Annotated in this window: 14 protein-coding genes; 8 read left to right on the top strand and 6 right to left on the bottom strand. The window is 63.1% G+C overall.

Annotated elements, in window-relative coordinates; all coding sequences use genetic code 11:
• Positions 1-84: 84 nt before the first annotated feature.
• From AC4PTT_RS14045 to AC4PTT_RS14075, 7 genes are all read left to right on the top strand, one after another.
• Positions 85-1,575 carry a replicative DNA helicase gene (locus tag AC4PTT_RS14045; protein ID WP_113154702.1) on the top strand — a complete coding sequence of 497 codons (1,491 nt, stop codon included), beginning with the start codon at positions 85-87 and terminating at the stop codon, positions 1,573-1,575.
• A gap of 7 nt (positions 1,576-1,582) precedes the next feature.
• Positions 1,583-2,758, top strand: coding sequence for an alanine racemase (alr, locus tag AC4PTT_RS14050; RefSeq protein ID WP_297557847.1), 1,176 nt, complete (start codon positions 1,583-1,585; stop codon positions 2,756-2,758).
• Entirely contained in the window at positions 2,758-4,146 is a 1,389-nt protein-coding gene (gene radA, locus AC4PTT_RS14055; RefSeq protein ID WP_113154700.1) for a DNA repair protein RadA, read from the top strand. The genes alr and radA overlap by 1 nt, the downstream gene beginning before the upstream one ends.
• Positions 4,147-4,245: 99 nt before the next feature.
• A complete protein-coding gene (locus AC4PTT_RS14060) occupies positions 4,246-4,785 on the top strand; it encodes a CvpA family protein (protein ID WP_113154699.1) in 540 nt (179 codons plus the stop codon).
• A 42-nt stretch (positions 4,786-4,827) separates the two neighbouring features.
• Positions 4,828-6,303 (top strand): amidophosphoribosyltransferase, encoded by a 1,476-nt coding sequence (gene purF, locus AC4PTT_RS14065; protein WP_206546631.1) that lies wholly within the window; start codon positions 4,828-4,830, stop codon positions 6,301-6,303.
• Positions 6,300-7,049, top strand: coding sequence for an SDR family NAD(P)-dependent oxidoreductase (locus AC4PTT_RS14070; RefSeq protein ID WP_113154697.1), 750 nt, complete (start codon positions 6,300-6,302; stop codon positions 7,047-7,049). Before purF ends, AC4PTT_RS14070 begins: the two co-directional genes overlap by 4 nt.
• Positions 7,050-7,257: 208 nt before the next feature.
• Positions 7,258-7,923, top strand: coding sequence for a 1-acyl-sn-glycerol-3-phosphate acyltransferase (locus tag AC4PTT_RS14075; protein WP_206547372.1), 666 nt, complete (start codon positions 7,258-7,260; stop codon positions 7,921-7,923).
• Between the two features lie 171 nt (positions 7,924-8,094).
• Here the strand turns inward: AC4PTT_RS14075 and AC4PTT_RS14080 are convergent, their stop codons facing one another.
• From AC4PTT_RS14080 to AC4PTT_RS14100, 5 genes are all read right to left on the bottom strand, one after another.
• Positions 8,095-8,928, bottom strand: a complete 834-nt coding sequence (locus AC4PTT_RS14080; RefSeq protein WP_206546629.1) for a CDP-alcohol phosphatidyltransferase family protein — start codon at positions 8,926-8,928, stop codon at positions 8,095-8,097.
• Positions 8,928-9,626, bottom strand: a complete 699-nt coding sequence (locus AC4PTT_RS14085; protein ID WP_113154694.1) for a phosphatidylserine decarboxylase — start codon at positions 9,624-9,626, stop codon at positions 8,928-8,930. Before AC4PTT_RS14085 ends, AC4PTT_RS14080 begins: the two co-directional genes overlap by 1 nt.
• Before the next feature lie 325 nt (positions 9,627-9,951).
• Positions 9,952-11,829 carry an ABCB family ABC transporter ATP-binding protein/permease gene (locus AC4PTT_RS14090; protein WP_492161476.1) on the bottom strand — a complete coding sequence of 626 codons (1,878 nt, stop codon included), beginning with the start codon at positions 11,827-11,829 and terminating at the stop codon, positions 9,952-9,954.
• Complete coding sequence (locus AC4PTT_RS14095) at positions 11,819-12,178, bottom strand: ArsR/SmtB family transcription factor (RefSeq protein ID WP_113154692.1); 360 nt, start codon at positions 12,176-12,178, stop codon at positions 11,819-11,821. The genes AC4PTT_RS14090 and AC4PTT_RS14095 overlap by 11 nt, the downstream gene beginning before the upstream one ends.
• Before the next feature lie 79 nt (positions 12,179-12,257).
• Complete coding sequence (locus tag AC4PTT_RS14100) at positions 12,258-13,817, bottom strand: LysM peptidoglycan-binding domain-containing protein (protein WP_492161477.1); 1,560 nt, start codon at positions 13,815-13,817, stop codon at positions 12,258-12,260.
• Positions 13,818-13,927: 110 nt separating this feature from the next.
• On the opposite strand from AC4PTT_RS14100, the gene AC4PTT_RS14105 reads away from it, so the two are divergent.
• A complete protein-coding gene (locus AC4PTT_RS14105) occupies positions 13,928-14,539 on the top strand; it encodes an LOG family protein (RefSeq protein WP_206554731.1) in 612 nt (203 codons plus the stop codon).
• Positions 14,540-14,893: 354 nt separating this feature from the next.
• On the opposite strand, the gene rarD is transcribed toward AC4PTT_RS14105, so the two are convergent.
• Positions 14,894-15,814, bottom strand: a complete 921-nt coding sequence (rarD, locus tag AC4PTT_RS14110; RefSeq protein ID WP_113154690.1) for an EamA family transporter RarD — start codon at positions 15,812-15,814, stop codon at positions 14,894-14,896.
• Positions 15,815-15,883 lie beyond the last annotated feature (69 nt).

Below are 15,883 nucleotides of genomic sequence, written 5' to 3' on the forward strand. Positions count from 1 at the left end.
CTAGGACATATGATTGGGGTGGTCTGGACGTTTCGCATAGCGTCTGTCCGGGCCAAGTGACACTGAAACACCGGAAGAGCTCAGATGGCAGAGGCGGCAGTCCGCAAGCTCGAAACAGCGGAAACAAAGCTTTATCGCGAAGCACCGAACAACATTGAGGCAGAGCAGGCATTGCTGGGCGCAATCCTGGTCAACAATGATGCCCTATACCGTGTCTCGGACTTTCTGAAAGCGGAGCATTTCTATGAGCCGCTTCACCGCAATATCTTCGAGGTCGCCGGCGATCTGATCCGCATGGGCAAGACGGCCAACCCCGTCACCATCAAGACGTTTCTCCCCGCTGAGGAGAAGGTCGGCGAGCTGACCGTGGCGCAGTATCTTGCGCGTCTGGCGGCCGAAGCCGTGACGATCATCAACGCTTCCGACTATGGCCGCGCCATCTACGATCTGGCGGTCCGGCGTTCGCTGATCACCGTCGGCGAAGACATGGTCAACATCGCCTATGACGCGCCGGTGGACATGGCGCCCAACAAGCAGATCGAGGACGCCGAGCGACGCCTCTTCGAACTGGCCGAGACCGGGCGCTACGATGGCGGCTTCGAGAGCTTCGGCGATGCGACCAAGACCGCCGTGGACATGGCCAACGCTGCCTTCATGCGTGACGGCCACCTTTCGGGCATTTCGACGGGCCTGCGCGACCTCGACGGGCGCATGGGCGGACTGCAGCCCTCTGACCTTATTATCCTCGCCGGACGTCCTGCCATGGGTAAGACGTCGCTTGTGACCAACATCGCCTTCAACATTGCTGCGGCCTATGAGCCTGAGCAGCAGGCCGACGGCTCCTTTGCGGCTGCCAATGGCGGCGTGGTCGGCTTCTTCTCGCTCGAAATGTCGTCCGAACAGCTCGCCACGCGTATCATTTCCGAGCAGACCGAAATCCCCTCCTCCAAGATCCGCCGCGGTGAGATCACCGAGACCGATTTCGAGAAGCTTGTGGCCTGCGCCCAGACGATGCAGAAGATCCCGCTCTTCATCGACCAGACGGGTGGTATTTCCATCGCCCAGCTTGCTGCCCGTGCGCGCCGTCTGAAGCGCCAGCGCGGCCTCGACATCATCATCATCGACTATGTGCAGCTGATGCAGGGTTCTTCCAAGAACTCGCAGAACCGCGTGCAGGAAATCACCGAAATCACCACCGGCCTGAAGGCGTTGGCCAAGGAGCTTTCGACGCCGATCATCGCGCTGTCACAGCTCTCCCGTCAGGTGGAAGCGCGTGACGACAAGCGCCCGCAGCTCGCCGACCTTCGTGAATCGGGCTCGATCGAGCAGGACGCCGACGTGGTTCTGTTCGTTTATCGTGACGAGTACTATCTGAAGAACAAGGAGCCGAAGCCCGGCACCGAAGAGTACATGCAGTGGGAAGCCGAGATGAACGAGGTGCGCGGCAAGGCCGAGGTCATCATCGCCAAGCAGCGTCACGGTCCGACAGGCACGGTTCAGCTCGCGTTCCACGGCGAATTCACCCGCTTCTCCGATCTTGCCGAAGAAGATCGGATGCCCGAACGTTTTGAGTAGTAACGACATGACTTCAATCGATCCGCAGATGCGCGGCGCAGACCCCCGCGTTGCCGGTGGCCGCCTGACAGTCGACCTGGATGCACTGGTCGCCAATTACCGGCAGATGGCCGAACGCTCGACCCCGGCGGAAGCAGCCGCCGTGGTGAAGGCCGACGCCTATGGCCTGGGCGCAGGTCCGGTGGTCGCGGCGCTGGTCGCCGAGGGCTGCCGAAAGTTCTTCGTCGCCCTGCCCGAAGAGGGACTTGCCGTGCGCGCAGTCGCGCCCGATGCAGAGATCTATGTCTTCAACGGACTGTTCAGCCCCGAGGCAGCTTCCTTCTACCGCGAAGGGCGTCTCATCCCGGTGCTCAACTCGCAGACGGATCTGGCGATCTGGGAAGCCCATGGCTGGGATGATGGCGACACGCCACGCCCCTGTGCGCTGCATGTGGAGACGGGCATGAACCGGCTCGGCCTGACGCCGGAGCGGACCCGCATTCTGGCGCAGGAGAACGCCCTGACCGGCGCGCTGACGCCGCGGCTGATCCTCAGCCACCTGGCCTGCGCCGACACGCCGGACCATCCGATGAACCGGCAACAACTGGAATCATTTCAGGCACTTTGCGCACTTTTCCCAGATGCAGAATCAAGTCTGGCGAACTCCGCCGGCATCTTTCTGGGCGGGGAGTTCCTGTGCGATGTAACGCGCCCGGGCGTGTCGCTTTACGGTAGCAATCCCGTAAACGATACGGAAAATCCGATGCAGCCCGTGGCCACGGTTCAGGCGCGCATTGCGCAACTGCGTCAGGTGCCCGCCGGCGGCACGGTCAGCTACGGTGCGACACCTGTAACCCGCGACACGCTTCTGGCGGTCACCGCAACCGGCTATGCCGATGGCTACCACCGCTCCGGCTCCGGTGCGGGCGTGCCGCTGCGCAACGCGGTGCCTCAGGGCGCATGCGGCTTTGTGGATGGCGAGCGCGTGCCGGTCATCGGCCGCATCACCATGGACCTCACCCTGTTCGACGTGACCGATCTCGGTCCCGATGCGTTGCAGGTGGGCGACTTCATCGAGCTCATCGGCCACAACATGCCCGTCGACGACGTGGCAATGGCATGCGGCACGATTTCCTATGAGCTGCTGACCTCGCTCGGCCGCCGCTATGAGCGGCATTACGTGCACGGCGGGGACCGTATCTGATGGCCCGCGCACGCGTCCAGTTCATCTGCCAGAACTGCGGCACGGTGCATGCGCGCTGGGCCGGCAAATGCGACGGATGCGGCGCGTGGAACACGCTGGTCGAGGAAGGCACGTCGAGCGGCATCGGCTCCGGCCCGCAGGCCGCCTCGCGCAAGGCCCGCAAGGGACGCGCCGTGGCGCTCACCACGCTTTCCGGCGACATCGAGGATGCACCGCGCATCACCACCGGCATTGGTGAGCTTGACCGGGTGACCGGCGGCGGCTTCGTGCGCGGCTCGGCGCTGCTGGTCGGCGGCGATCCGGGCATCGGCAAATCCACCCTTCTGACACAGGCAGCAGCCGCCCTCGCCGAGCGCGGCCACCGCATCGTCTACGTATCGGGCGAAGAAGCGGTGGCGCAGATCCGTCTGCGCGCGCAGCGTCTCCATGTGGCGCAGCAGCCCGTGGAACTGGCCGCCGAGACCAATGTGGAAGACATTCTGGCGACCATCGAGGACGGAAAACGGCCCGATCTCGTCATTCTGGACTCGATCCAGACCCTGTGGACGGACATGGCCGATTCAGCCCCCGGCACCGTGACACAGGTGCGCGCCTCGGCGCAGGCCATGATCCGCTATGCAAAATCCACCGGCGCAGCTGTCGTGCTCGTCGGGCACGTGACCAAGGAAGGCCAGATCGCCGGCCCCCGCGTGGTGGAGCACATGGTGGATGGCGTTCTCTATTTCGAGGGCGAAGGCGGCCATCACTACCGCATCCTGCGCACGGTGAAGAACCGTTTCGGCCCGACCGACGAAATCGGCGTGTTCGAGATGGGCGACAAGGGGCTGCGGGAAGTCTCCAACCCGTCCGAACTCTTTCTGGGTGAGCGCAGCGCGGCCGCTCCGGGCGCTGCCGTCTTCGCCGGGATGGAGGGCACGCGACCGGTTCTTGTGGAAATCCAGGCGCTTGTCGCCCCCTCGCCGCTCGGCACGCCGCGCCGCGCAGTGGTGGGATGGGATTCCGCCAGACTTTCCATGGTCTTGGCCGTTCTCGAGGCGCATTGCGGGGTGCGCTTTGCAACCCATGATGTCTATCTGAATGTGGCCGGTGGCTACCGGATTTCGGAGCCGGCGGCCGATCTGGCGGTGGCTGCGGCACTTGTCTCCTCCCTCACCGGGCTTGCCCTGCCAGCCGATTGCGTCTATTTCGGCGAAATCAGCCTTTCGGGCGCTGTCAGACCCGTTGCGCATGCAGCGAGCCGTCTCAAGGAAGCCGAAAAGCTCGGTTTCGCCCAAGCGGTCATGCCGCCGGGCAACGAGGACGGATCGGGTGCCATCGCAGCACGGTCGGCGCGGCCCGAAGCGCTTGCCGAACTGGTTGCCCGCATCGCGGGCGCCAAGGCGGCCTAGCGGGACGGTATGAACGGATCGATTGGCGGACAGTGGCCCGGAAGACAACAATCATGACCTTGCGGGGGCATCCTAACTGCCAAAGGAGTAGGGGTGACAATGCCAATCACGTTGCTTGACGGAATTCTTGTCGGCTTCACGCTTGTTTCGGCCATGCTGGCCATGGTGCGCGGTTTCTCGCGCGAAGTGCTGTCCATCGCCTCCTGGGTTGCGGCAGCCATCGCGGCTTACTACCTGCATCCGCTGGTTTTGCCCTATGTGGCGCCCTATATCAGCAACGAGATGCTGGCGCTCGCGGTTGCGGCTGCGGCGGTGTTTTTCGTGGCGCTGATCGTGGTGACGATCATCACGATGAAGATCGCGGACTTCATCATCGATTCGCGCATCGGCGCGCTCGATCGCACGCTCGGCTTTCTCTATGGCGCCGCACGCGGTATCCTGGTGGTTGCCGTGGCGCTTCTGTTCCTCAACTGGCTGATGGGTGCAAACCCGCCGGAATGGGTTACGGAAGCAAAGTCCCGTCCCCTGCTGGACGGTGTGGGCCAGTGGATTCAGAGCCTGCTTCCGGACGATCCGGACAACTCGGTTTTCGATCGCCTGTCCAACGGTGTGTCCGGCGAAGGTGAAACCGCTAACTGACGGTCACGGGCCGTCTGTGTCACAATGAAAGGGCGGCCAGAAATGGCATTGGAAGACAATTTGCCTCTCGCAGGCGAAGCGGACGACCATTTTCACGACGAATGCGGCGTGTTCGGCATTTTCGGTCGCAGTGATGCGGCCGCGATCGTCACGCTTGGCCTGCATGCCTTGCAGCATCGCGGTCAGGAAGCGGCGGGTATCGTCTCCTTCGACGGCACCCAGTTCCACGTCGAACGCCATATCGGCCTGATCGGCGACACGTTCACGAAACAGTCCGTGCTCGACCGGCTGCATGGCAGCCGCGCCATCGGGCACACCCGTTACGCGACGACCGGCGGTTCGGGCCTGCGCAACGTGCAGCCCTTCTTCGCCGAGCTCTCCGACGGCGGCCTTGCCGTTGCCCACAACGGCAACATCACCAACGCCATGACCGTGCAGCGCAAGCTGCAGAAGGAAGGCTCGATCTTCTCGTCCACATCGGACACGGAGACCGTTCTTCACCTCGTCGCCACCAGCAAGGAGCAGGACATCAATGCCCGCTTCATCGATGCGGTGCAGCAGATCGAGGGCGCCTTCTCCATCGTCGCGCTGACGTCCAAGAAGATGATCGGCTGCCGCGATCCGCTGGGCATCCGCCCGCTGGTTCTGGGCGATCTCGACGGGGCCTACATTCTGGCCTCGGAGACCTGTGCGCTCGACATCATCGGCGCGCGCTTCGTGCGCGACGTGAAGCCCGGCGAAATGATCGTCGTGACCGAGAAGGGCGTGGAAAGCCACTTCCCCTTCGAGGTCAAGGAGAAGCCCCGCTTCTGCATCTTCGAATATGTCTACTTTGCGCGGCCCGACTCGCTTGTCGAGGGACGCAATGTCTATGAGGTGCGCAAGGAAATCGGTGCGGAGCTTGCCCGCGAGATGCCGGTCGATGCCGACATCGTTGTTCCGGTTCCCGATTCGGGCACGCCGGCGGCCATTGGCTACGCACAGGCGGCCAATCTGCCGTTCGAGCTGGGCATCATCCGCAACCACTATGTGGGCCGCACCTTCATCCAGCCGACCGATTCCATCCGCCATATGGGTGTGAAGCTGAAGCACAACGCAAACCGCCTCTGCATCGAAGGCAAGCGCGTGGTGCTGGTGGATGACTCCATCGTGCGCGGCACCACCAGCCAGAAGATCGTGCAGATGGTGCGCGACGCAGGCGCGGCTGAAGTGCATATGCGCATCGCCTCCCCGCCCACGCGCTCGCCCTGCTTCTATGGCGTCGACACGCCGGAAGCGTCAAAACTTCTCGCCTCGCGCATGTCGGTCGAGGAAATGGCCGACTTCATCCGCGTCGACTCGCTCGCCTTCCTGACCATTGACGGGCTTTACCGCGCCGTCGGCGAGGCAGCGCGCAACGCCGAGCAGCCGCAATATTGCGACGCCTGCTTCACCAAGGACTATCCGACGCGGTTGACCGATCACGACAGCACGGACAATGTGCGCACGCTTTCTCTCCTCGCAGCAGGCGGTCAATGACATACAAGAAACCTGATTTAAGCGGCCGGCTTGCGCTGGTCACCGGCGCTTCGCGCGGCATCGGCTATTTTCTCGCGAAGGAAATGGCGGCCTGCGGGGCTCATGTGATTGCCGTGGCCCGCACCGTGGGCGGCCTCGAAGAACTCGATGACGAGATCAAGGCGCAGGGCGGCGAAGCCACGCTCGTGCCTCTGGACCTGACGGACATGGCCGGCATCGACCGCATTGGCGGCGCGATCCACGAACGCTGGGGCAAGCTCGACATCATGGTCGCCAATGCCGGCATTCTGGGCGTCATCGCCCCGCTCGGCCATGTGGAGGCCAAGGTCTTCGAAAAGGTGATGAACATCAACGTCACCGCGACCTGGCGGCTTATCCGCTCCGTGGACCCGCTTCTGCGCGCCTCTGACGCGGGCCGCGCGATCATCATGTCTTCGGGTGCGGCACACTCCGCACGCGCGTTCTGGGGCCCTTATGCGGCTTCCAAGGCCGCCGTGGAGGCCATGGCGCGCTCCTGGGCGGATGAAACCAAGAACATGCCGCTGCGCATCAACGCGGTTAATCCGGGCGCAACCCGCACCGCCATGCGCGCACAGGCAATGCCGGGCGAAGATCCCGACACCCTGCCCCATCCTTCCGAGGTCGCGGCAAAGATCCTGCCGCTCGCCAGCCCCGAGCTGACCGAGACCGGCCTGATCTTCGACGTAAAGAAAAACGCCTTTACGCGCTACCAGATGCCGGAATGAGACATGGGCCGGTTGCCCTGCAGCCGGCCTTCGCGATTGACCTGCCAGCCCCTTTCGTTACCTTTCAACGCGGCAGCGGACGAAGACGCCGCGCCACGAGGGGCTACGGCAGGTTCCGCCGACGACCGGCGATGCAACCAGAACGTAGATCATAGTGCTGGCGCGCTCTCGCCAATCGGCCTGAGCCCCGGCGATTGGGAGACGCGGCATGATTCTGATCATAGAGCTTGTACTGCTCATTGTTGCCCTGTGGGCGGCGATGGCAGCCATCGTTCAGTATCGACGCGGCGTCAGCTTCCACCAGGCGGCCCTGCACGCGCCGCTGAAGCTCCTTCTGCGCATCAGCGACCGCGGGGTCGATACGGCGCGCAAGGCGGATACTCCGGTGATCTATGTGGTGTGGCATCAGTCGAGCCTCGACCCGGCGGCCATGCTCGCTCTCCTGCCCGACGACACACTGCACATTCTGGATGAGTTTTCCGCAAAGTCTCCGTTTCTGGAGCCGTGGCGCGCGCTTGCCCGCACCATTGCCTTTAACGCACATCATGTGTTTGTGAGCCGGCGGCTGGTGCGCCGTCTGCGCGGCAATGGCCGCCTCGCCGTCTACATGCCCAACGACGTCAATCCCGACACCAAGACCTTCCGCCTGTTCCGCGCCGTAGCCCGCATCGCGCTGAAGGCGGAGGCCCGGGTGGTTCCCGTCTATATGGAACGGCGCGGGTTTGTGCCTGCGCGCCATGTGCGCACGCTGGAACCGATGACAATCGAGGAACTGATCGCGCGTTCGTCGCGCGAGAACATGCGTGCTTCCGAAGCCCTGTTTGAACGGATGATCGAAGTGCGCGGTGCGCCGGCGGCAGCAGCCGACGAGTGAGGGCCGAAGCCCCGCGCAAAACGCTCCAAAGGGACGTGAAATGCTCTGGGGCGGTTCAGCGCTTCACGGAACACCTTCCCAACCGATCCCCACCTTTCCGCACTTGGAGCGTTTCCGCTTTTCCTGGAATTGCTCTGAGCGGATGTCTGGCGAGCGCAAGGCCCGCCAGCCTTACGTTTCCTTGTCTTCTGCCTTGGCAGCGGCTTCCGCAGCCTTCTGCTCTTCCCGCTCGGCACGACGCGAATAGGCGCGCATGCTGAAGATGAGGAAGATCAGGTAGCAGCCGGCGGAAACCGTCAGCGTGAGCCAGGTATAGCTCGTCAGAAGCAGCACATAGAGCGCAAGTCCCAGAATCAGCGGCAGCACATATTCACGCGGGACGCGGCTGCCGGAGCTTTTTCCGGAATAGACCGGCAGGCGGCTGACGAGCAGGAAGCCGATCAGCACCGTGTAGGCAGAGGCTGCAAGCGCCATGGTCATGTCCGGCGCGATGCCGAGAAAGCCCAGATAAACGGGTAACAGAACCAGTGCCGCCCCGGCCGGAGCCGGCACGCCGACGAAATAGTCCGTGTGCCATGCAGGACGGTTCGGATCATCCAGCATCACGTTGAAGCGGGCAAGACGCAGGCAGCACGCGATGGCGAAGAGCAGCGCCGCAATCCAGCCGAGCGCGCCCGCCTGATCCAGCACATAGGCATAAAGCACCAGCGGCGGCGCAACACCGAAATTGACGATGTCGGCCAGCGAATCCATCTGCGCGCCGAAATTGGACGACGCCTTGAGCATGCGCGCAACACGCCCGTCCACGGCGTCCAGAAACGCGGCGATGAGGACCATCACAACGGCGATCTCGACCCGCCCCTCAAAGGCGAGCCGGATGCCCGAAAGCCCTGCGCAGATGGCCAGAACGGTAATCACGTTCGGCACCAGCATGCGTAGTGGAATTTCACTCAGCTTCGGCCCGCCCCCGCCGTGCGGCTCAAATGGTGGAAAGGGCCCGGCCATCAGGAAACCCGCACGATGGGCTGTTTCAGCGCACTGTCGAACGCTGCAAGAACGGTCTCGCCGCCAACGGAGGTCTGGCCGATGGCGACGCGCGGAACGGCTCCTGCCGGCAGATAGACATCAACGCGCGACCCGAAGCGGATCAGGCCGAAGCGCTCACCCACGGCGATCTCGCCCGGCGCTTCCGCCCAGCACACGATGCGCCGCGCCACGAGACCGGCGATCTGCACCACCGGGATCGGGCCATGCGGGCTTTCGATCACGAGGCCATTGCGCTCGTTCTCGGCGCTGGCCTTGTCGAGCTCGGCATTGAGGAAGCGGCCCGGCCGATGCTCGATCAGCGAGATGCGGCCGCGCACCGGCGCGCGGTTGATATGGCAGGAGAAGACATTCATGAAGACGGAGATGCGGGTCATCTCCCCCTCGCCCATGCCGAGTTCGGCGGGCGGAACGGCGGGGCCGACAAAGGAAATGACGCCATCGGCGGGCGCGATGACCAGGTCGTCGTCGACGGGCGTTACGCGCTCGGGGTCACGATAGAAATACACGCACCAGGCGGTCAGGATCAGGCCGATCCAGAACAGCGGTTCCCAGATAAAGCCGAGAATGATGGTGGCGCCGGCAAAGGCCGCGATAAAGGGATACCCCTCCCGGTGTATCGGCACGAAGGTTTTGCGGATCGTGTCAACAAGGCTCATGAAAGGCCACTTTCAAATCGAATGAAGTAGCGGCCTTCGTAACGGAATCCGGGTTGTCCCGCAACGCGTTAGAGCATCGGACCGAAAAGTGGAAACCGGTTTTCGGTTAATCCGATGCTCCATCAATAATTTAGATCGTCCTTTGTGCGTCCGAACTGACGCACGGCGATCTGGCCTGATCAGCGGTTGGTTTCCAACACCTGCATGTGCAATGCGAGGGCAATGAAGGCAAATGTCGGAACCAGTATATCCGCCGACAAGTTCTTGTTTCGGATGATTTTCCGGGTCCGACATCCAGTCGAACCCGAAACAATCCACCGGTCCGTCAGTAGGCAGGCTCGCGGCGCACGACCACGCCCATCTCGTCCGTTTCGCGCGCCTTGCGCAGAGCCTCTTCGGCTTCCGTGGCCTCGCGCTGACGGTTCCACATCTCGGCATAGAGACCTCCCGCATCAAGCAGTGCGAGATGGCGGCCGCGTTCGGCGATTTCGCCGCCCTTGAGCACGATGATCTCGTCGGCATTGATGACGGTGGACAGGCGGTGCGCGATGACCAGCGTGGTGCGCCCACGGCTGACCGTGTCGAGCGCGGCCTGAATTTCCTGCTCCGTATGCGTGTCGAGCGCAGAGGTCGCCTCATCAAGCAGCAGGATGGGCGGGGCCTTGAGGATGGTGCGCGCAATCGCGACGCGCTGCTTCTCGCCGCCCGAGAGCTTCAGCCCGCGCTCGCCGACCATCGTGTCATAGTCTTCCGGCAGGCTTTCGATGAAAGCCCCGATCTGCGCCATCTCGGCTGCCTTGCGCACCTCTTCATCCGTGGCGTCTGGCCGGCCATAGCGGATGTTGTAGGCGATCGTGTCGTTGAACAGGACCGTGTCCTGCGGAACCATGCCGATGGCCGCACGCAGGCTCTTCTGCGTCACATCCTTGACGTTCTGACCATCAATGGTGATCTCGCCGCTCTGCGCGTCATAGAAGCGGAAAAGAAGGCGCGAGATGGTGGACTTGCCGGCGCCCGAGGGCCCGACAACGGCAACGGTGTTGCCAGCCGGGATCTCGAAATCGACGCCCTTGAGGATCGGACGCTCGGGATCGTAGGAAAAGCGCACATCGTGGAAATGGACCGTGCCCTGATCGACCTCAAGCGGCTTTGCATCCGGCTTGTCGGTCACTTCCGCGCTCACATCGAGCAGGTCGAACATCTGCTCGATGTCGGTCAGGCCCTGACGGATTTCGCGATAGACGAAGCCGATGAAGTTGAGCGGGATGGAGAGCTGCATCAGCATGGCGTTGATGAAGACGAAATCGCCCACCGTCTGCGTACCCTGCATCACCTCATAGGCAGAAAGCCCCATGGCCGCCGTCATGCCAAGCCCCAGAATGACGCCCTGCCCGAAGTTCAGCCAGCCAAGCGAGGTCCAGGTGCGGGTCGCCGCATCCTCATAACGCTCCATGGAACGGTCGAAGCGGCGCGCCTCCATGGCCTCATTGTTGAAATATTTGACGGTCTCGAAGTTGAGCAGCGAGTCGATTGCCTTGGTGTTGGCTTCCGTGTCGGAATCGTTCATCTGCCGGCGAATGCCGATCCGCCAGTCGCTCGCCTTCACCGTGAACCAGGTGTAGAGCCAGACGGTGACAGCGACGATGGCCACGTAGATCCAGCCATAGGCAAAGGCGAAGATGCCCGCCGCCAGCAGGAATTCCAAGAGCGTCGGGATCGTGTTCAGGATCGTGAAGCGGACAATCGTGTCGATGCCCTTGGTGCCGCGCTCGATGATGCGCGACAGGCCGCCCGTGCGGCGCTCCAGATGAAAGCGCAGCGAGAGATTGTGCATGTGCACGAAGGTGCGGTGGGCAAGCTGCCGGACAGCATGCTGCCCGACACGTGCAAACAGCGCATCGCGCAGCTGGTTGAAGCCAAGCTGGACAACCCGCACCACGTTATAGGCAACGACCAGCATGATCGGCCCGGCCAGCATGGCCGGCAGGAAAGCCGGCGCCGTGCCCTCGCCCGACAGCGTGTTGGTCGCCCATTTGTAGAAATAGGGGACGAAGACCAGAATGATCTTCGCCAGCACCAGGAAAAAGGCCGCGATCACCACGCGCCGCTTCAGATCCGCCCGGTCGCTCGGCCACATATAGGGCCAGAGATTGCGCAATGTCTCGAGGGTGGAGCCTTCCGCGGATACGGTCTTATTGCTCATTCGCTTCGGCCTCCAGCCGTAACTTCTTGTTTTCTTTCGCGTCGACGCAGGTTTGCGTCAAAAGCGACAAAGCTTCGGAAAGGCTGGCAAGCGCTTCGGTATCGACCTCATAGCGGGAGCTCTGACGCTCCGGCCGCACCTGCACAAGCCCCGCCTCCACCAGCACCTTCAGATGTTGGGAAACCGTGGACTGTGCGAGATCCAGATGCTGCACCACTTCCTTGCAGCAGCAGGCGTCAAACCCCGACAGGTGTTTGAGGATCTTGATCCGCGCAGGGTGAGACAGGGCATTGAAGCCCTGCACCAGCTTCTGGTGCGGGCAACATTCATCCGACAGGGCGCGTGCCATGGCAAACCTTTCATCGTTAATCGGCGATATACGATGAAAGCCTGCCATTCTTCAAGGGCTACGCGGATTTTCCTTTTGGCTAACCCGGATTTTCCGGCGTGACCATGCGCTCTTCGATGGCCTTCATGTCGGCCGGCTCGCCTTCCTGCGTGGTCTCGGGCACGGCGAAAACCTGCCCCGGCCAGATGCGGTCGGGATCCTCGATCTGGTCCTGATTGGCCAGATAAAGCGTCGTGTAGCGGATGCCCTGCCCGTAAACGCGCCGCGAAATGTGCCAGAGCGTGTCGCCACGACGAATGATCACGGAGCCATCCACAGGCGCGAGCTTGGGAGCGGTGGCTCCGTTCTCCGACGCGCTGTCGCCAGCAGATGCGACGGCCTGCTGGCCCTGGGGCGTGCTTTCGCCCGCCCCGTCTGCCGCCTGACCATTGCCCTCGGGCAGACGCGCATCCTTGCCATTGCTTGCATCATTCAGCGTCGGGGCCTGCCCCTCCGGCTTCGCGACCGCTGCGATCTGCTCGCCTTCGGAGCGTGTGAAAGGCACGGCTGCGCGCCCGATCACGGTGCGGCCGTCATCCGACAGCATGTCGGCCCGGACGATATAGTCCCCGACCGGCAGTTCGCGCGTCGCCTCGATCAGGAAGCGCCCATTGGGCGTGGCGACCGTCTCGCCGAGCAGGATCTGGTTTGCGTAGACGCGCACCGTGCTTCCCGCCCGCGCCGCACCGGCGACGAACACCTCGCCACCGTCGATTTCAACCGCCTCAATGAAGGGGGACGTCGCGCTCTGCGCTTTCGGCGTCTGGGCCGGAGCCTCACCTGTTGCGGCCGGTTGCGCATCCTGGGCGCTGGCTGTCTCGGCCGGCTCTTCGCCCGTCGCCCGAGTTTCAGCTGCGGGCTGCGTCGTATCCTGTCGTGCCGGTGCATTTGCTACCGGCGCACCGGCATCAGCAGCGGCAAGCTGCTCGCCCTCCCTCTGCCCGGACGCTGCTGCGGGAGCGGACGCCTGTCCAGTCTCCGCCTGCGGGGCCTTTGCTTCCGGCACGGTGATGAGGCGGCTTGGCGCGCCCGGCTTGTCCACCAGGGCAAGCACCTGGCCGGTCTCGTCGTCGGGAACGGTCACGATGGCCGTTTCCAGCGAGGTCGCGACCACATTGTCCCCGGTCGTCGCGCGCAGCACGATCTGATAGTCGCCCGGCTCCAGCGGCTCGTCGAGAACTGCGGCGAAATCCCCTGAAGCGCCTGTTGTGGCAATGGCGAGAACGGAAGACCCGTTGATGATCTCGACCTGCGCATCGGGTGCGGCCCGCCCGGCAATCACCATGGAGCCATTCGGCTCGACACGGACGATGTCGAAGGACGGCGGCAAGACCTCTTCCGCCGGGCTCAGCGCGTCCGAAGCCTTCGCATCGTCTGCGCTCGCAGCTTCCTCAAGACGCGCTTCCTTGGTGTCGGCTGCGGCCCTGGCGTCATCAGGTTTTGCAGACGGTGTGGCTGGCGCACCGGCACCGGGAGCCCCTGAAACGGCAGCCGGCGACGGCTCCGGCTTATCAAATGCGCCCAGAACATATGCTGCTCCGAGACCCGCAATGACGGCGCCGGAGACGAAGAGAAGCCCCTTGGAAGGTGTAAAGCCCATAATGCACGTTTTTCCGTTTATGACAGGCTGTAACGCTTTTTCACTCCGCCTACAAGAAAAAGCCCTTGCCCTCTTGACCACAACAGTAACCCAGACAAGCAATGGTTTCCATGAACACAATCGAGTCGGTATGCGTTTATTGCGGATCGAGCAATGGGCGCGATGAAAGTCATTTCCAGGCTGGCCTTACGCTGGGACGGGGGCTGGCGGATGCCGGCCTGCGGCTGGTTTACGGCGCAGGCACCAAGGGCATCATGGGCGCTGTCGCCCGTGGAACCATGGATGCCGGCGGCAAGGTCACCGGGATCATCCCCAAATTCCTGATCCGCCGCGAAGCCAACGAAGTCGAGCTGACGGAACTGGACGAGCTGATCGTCACCGAGGACATGCACCAGCGCAAGCACGGCATGTTCGAGCGCGCAGACGCCTTCGTGGCCCTGCCCGGCGGCATCGGCACGCTGGAGGAGATCGTCGAAATCATGACATGGGCGCAGCTCGCCCGGCATGAAAAGCCGATGGTCTTCGCCAATATCGGTGGTTTCTGGAACCCGCTTCTCACACTGATCGAACACATGAAACAGGAAGGTTTCGTGCATTCGGATCATCGCGTGCGCCCCATTGTGGTGGACAGGGCCGAGGACATCGTCCCCGCGATCCTGAAAGCTGCGGCAACGCGCACAGCGGGCGACGAAGGCGACACGGCAACCATCGACAGGCTCTGACTGTCCACAATCATCAACGCTGTTCGTCCGGACTGTCACCGGCCCTAACTGTCACCGGAAGTTCAACGGATTGCAGTGCGTCTGTCACACAAGCCTGCTTCCATGAGGCTGCGCGGTGCATCGCTGATGCAGGCATCCATCGCCGGAGCGTCGTCCCGCAAAGCGCTCTCCGGTTCGTCCTGTCCCGCGTGAACGTCCCTGGATCGCCCTACGCCCATAGGGCGATCTGGTTTCTTGATGGAGCATCGGGGCAACCGAAAACCGGGTCCCCACTTATCGGTCCGATGCTCTGGCCGAAGATGCCCGCCGCCCCCCTTCCGGCATCATCGGATTTTTTGCCGCCCTCAGGGGCGGCTATTTTTTTGCCTGCCGCGCCTCGCGCAGCATCGACCAGCTGTAGAGTGCGAGGGCTGCCCAGATGAGGGCGAAGGCAATCGCCTTCACACCGCCGAACGGCTCCTTGAACACGAACACGGCAATCAGGAAGATCATGGTCGGCGCCGTGTACTGCATGATGCCGATGGTGGAATAGCGCAGAAGCTTCGCGCCGGAGGCAAACAGGATGAGCGGGATGGCCGTCACCGGGCCGCAGCCGATGAGAAGCAGCATGTCTGTGGGGCTTGCCGGGCCGAAATGCGCTTCGCCGGAAAAGGCGAGCCACCCCAGATAGCCGATTGCCGGCAGGGTGAGGATCAGCACTTCCAGGAAAAAGCCCTGACTGGGTCCGATCGGCAGCGTCTTGCGCAGGATTCCATAGGCCGCGAAGCTCAGGGCCAGGCTGAGCGAAACCCATGGCAGCCCGCCCGCATCGGTGGTGAGAACCACCACGGCCACCGCCGCCAGACACACCGCCGCGATCTGAAGGCGGTTCAGCCGCTCGCCGAGAAAGATGGCCGCCATGGCGATGCTGACCAGCGGATTGATGTAATAGCCAAGCGCCGTTTCGACCGCGCGGTCAGTGGCGATGGCCCAGACATAAATGCCCCAGTTGCACGAGATGATCGCCGCCGTGAGCGCTGCCATCATGAGGGTGCGCGGCGAGCGAAGCGCCTCTCGCACATCGCTGGTGCGCCCCAGAACAAGCAGGATCACCGCCGCCACCGGCAGCGACCACAGAACACGGTGCGCAACCACTTCCGTTGCCGGGATATGCGCGACCAGCTTCATGTAGAGCGGTAGAAAGCCCCACATGGCATAGGCCGACATCGCGAAAACAAATCCGCGCAGCGCATCATTGCGGCTCTCATCGAGCGGCTTACCGGCAATCTCAGACATCAGTGTTCCACGAAACAACGGCCGAAGCCCTGGACGGGCATCCTGTCACAGCAGGCGCGCCCGTCGCTA

The sequence above is a fragment of the Nitratireductor sp. WH36-1 genome, assembly GCF_058725515.1.

Coding starts and splice junctions, on each gene's coding strand:
- AC4PTT_RS14100 (WP_492161477.1), bottom strand. CDS start 13,817: ATGGGCTTTACACCTTCCAAGGGGCTTCTCTTCGTCTCCGGCGCCGTC.
- AC4PTT_RS14060 (WP_113154699.1), top strand. CDS start 4,246: ATGCCAATCACGTTGCTTGACGGAATTCTTGTCGGCTTCACGCTTGTT.
- AC4PTT_RS14085 (WP_113154694.1), bottom strand. CDS start 9,626: ATGAGCCTTGTTGACACGATCCGCAAAACCTTCGTGCCGATACACCGG.
- alr (WP_297557847.1), top strand. CDS start 1,583: ATGACTTCAATCGATCCGCAGATGCGCGGCGCAGACCCCCGCGTTGCC.
- AC4PTT_RS14045 (WP_113154702.1), top strand. CDS start 85: ATGGCAGAGGCGGCAGTCCGCAAGCTCGAAACAGCGGAAACAAAGCTT.
- purF (WP_206546631.1), top strand. CDS start 4,828: ATGGCATTGGAAGACAATTTGCCTCTCGCAGGCGAAGCGGACGACCAT.
- AC4PTT_RS14090 (WP_492161476.1), bottom strand. CDS start 11,829: ATGAGCAATAAGACCGTATCCGCGGAAGGCTCCACCCTCGAGACATTG.
- AC4PTT_RS14095 (WP_113154692.1), bottom strand. CDS start 12,178: ATGGCACGCGCCCTGTCGGATGAATGTTGCCCGCACCAGAAGCTGGTG.
- AC4PTT_RS14070 (WP_113154697.1), top strand. CDS start 6,300: ATGACATACAAGAAACCTGATTTAAGCGGCCGGCTTGCGCTGGTCACC.
- AC4PTT_RS14105 (WP_206554731.1), top strand. CDS start 13,928: ATGAACACAATCGAGTCGGTATGCGTTTATTGCGGATCGAGCAATGGG.
- AC4PTT_RS14075 (WP_206547372.1), top strand. CDS start 7,258: ATGATTCTGATCATAGAGCTTGTACTGCTCATTGTTGCCCTGTGGGCG.
- radA (WP_113154700.1), top strand. CDS start 2,758: ATGGCCCGCGCACGCGTCCAGTTCATCTGCCAGAACTGCGGCACGGTG.
- rarD (WP_113154690.1), bottom strand. CDS start 15,814: ATGTCTGAGATTGCCGGTAAGCCGCTCGATGAGAGCCGCAATGATGCG.
- AC4PTT_RS14080 (WP_206546629.1), bottom strand. CDS start 8,928: ATGGCCGGGCCCTTTCCACCATTTGAGCCGCACGGCGGGGGCGGGCCG.